Below are 1,387 nucleotides of genomic sequence, written 5' to 3'. Positions count from 1 at the left end.
GCTTAGCGAATGAAAGGGACTTCCCCGTCCAAGTCCGCGGCGAAAGTCGCGAGGCGGCATCAAGGTGCCATGATGAAGTTTCATAACTGCATCAATTACTGGAGGGGAAGCCAATGTCAGTTATCACGGTGGGAATCGATTTAGCCAAGACGGTGTTCGCCGTTCACGGCGTCAATGAGGCTGGCAAAGCCATATTGGTGAAACCGAAGGTTGCGCGTGATCAGTTGGTGCCATTGATCGCGCAGTTACCGCCGTGTTTGATTGGTATGGAGGCTTGCTCAGGGGCGCACCACTGGGCGAGGGTGTTTGTTCAGCACGGACATACTGTCAGGTTGATGGCTCCTAAACTCGTTGCTCCTTATCGGATGTCAGGTAAGCGCGGTAAGAATGATGCAGCAGATGCTGCTGCAATCTGTGAGGCAGTGACCCGACCCAGCATGCGGTTCGTACCCGTCAAGGACGAGCATCAACAGGCGACTCTTTGCCTTCATCGCACTCGGCAGGGATTTATCGAAGAGCGCACAGCTTCTTACAACCGACTGCGGGGATTACTTTCTGAATTTGGGGTGGTCCTGCCGCAAAGCCCAGAGCGATTGAGAAGAGAGATTGGCCCTTATCTGGACAGCTTGCCTGGCTGGGCAAAACGGTGCATGAGTGAACTGTTAGAGCACACCAGCCATATCGAGGACCGCTTGGTAGAGCTTGATTTTATCTGGACAGCTTGCCTGGCTGGGCAAAACGGTGCATGAGTGAACTGTTAGAGCACACCAGCCATATCGAGGACCGCTTGGTAGAGCTTGATCGAGCAATCAGCCAGATTGCTCGTGAAGATGATCGTAGCCGTAGGTTGCTGCAATTGCGCGGGGTTGGCTCGACCACGGCGAGTGCCTTGGTTGCCAGTATTGGGGATGGGCACGACTTCAGAAATGGTCGCCAAGTGGCTGCATGGCTCGGTTTGCTGCAATTGCGCGGGGTTGGCTCGACCACGGCGAGTGCCTTGGTTGCCAGTATTGGGGATGGGCACGACTTCAGAAATGGTCGCCAAGTGGCTGCATGGCTCGGACTGACGCCGGGTCAGTACAGTAGCGGTGGAAAGCAGCGTTTGGGGAGTATCACCAAAGCCGGGGATGCCTATTTACGGAGTCTACTGGTGCTCGGGGCTCGATCTGTAATGGCCAACCTGGGCGATAAACAAGATCCATTTAGTCGCTGGATCCGCAATCTGATTGAACGTCGCGGTTACTGGCGTGCGGCCGTCGCGATTGCCGCCAAGAATGCAAGGATGGCCTGGGCCGTCCTGCATTACGGCGACACGTTCAAGCTTGAGCAGGTAGAACCAACTGGTGCGTAGGCCCTGGCTTCCTATTGCTCAACTTTTAAGGCGTCA

At 55.3% G+C, this 1,387-nt stretch carries 1 pseudogene; it reads left to right on the top strand.

Going from position 1 to position 1,387, the window contains the following annotated elements:
* Nucleotides 1-113: 113 nt before the first annotated feature.
* Nucleotides 114-1,351, top strand: a pseudogene (locus tag AO268_RS33045) (IS110 family transposase).
* Nucleotides 1,352-1,387 lie beyond the last annotated feature (36 nt).

Origin of the sequence: Pseudomonas sp. ICMP 8385, assembly GCF_002699915.1 — a bacterium.
Taxonomy (GTDB): domain Bacteria; phylum Pseudomonadota; class Gammaproteobacteria; order Pseudomonadales; family Pseudomonadaceae; genus Aquipseudomonas; species Aquipseudomonas gessardii.
Note: the sequence above shows the minus strand (reverse complement) of the source record. Positions and strands in the feature narration are given on the sequence as shown.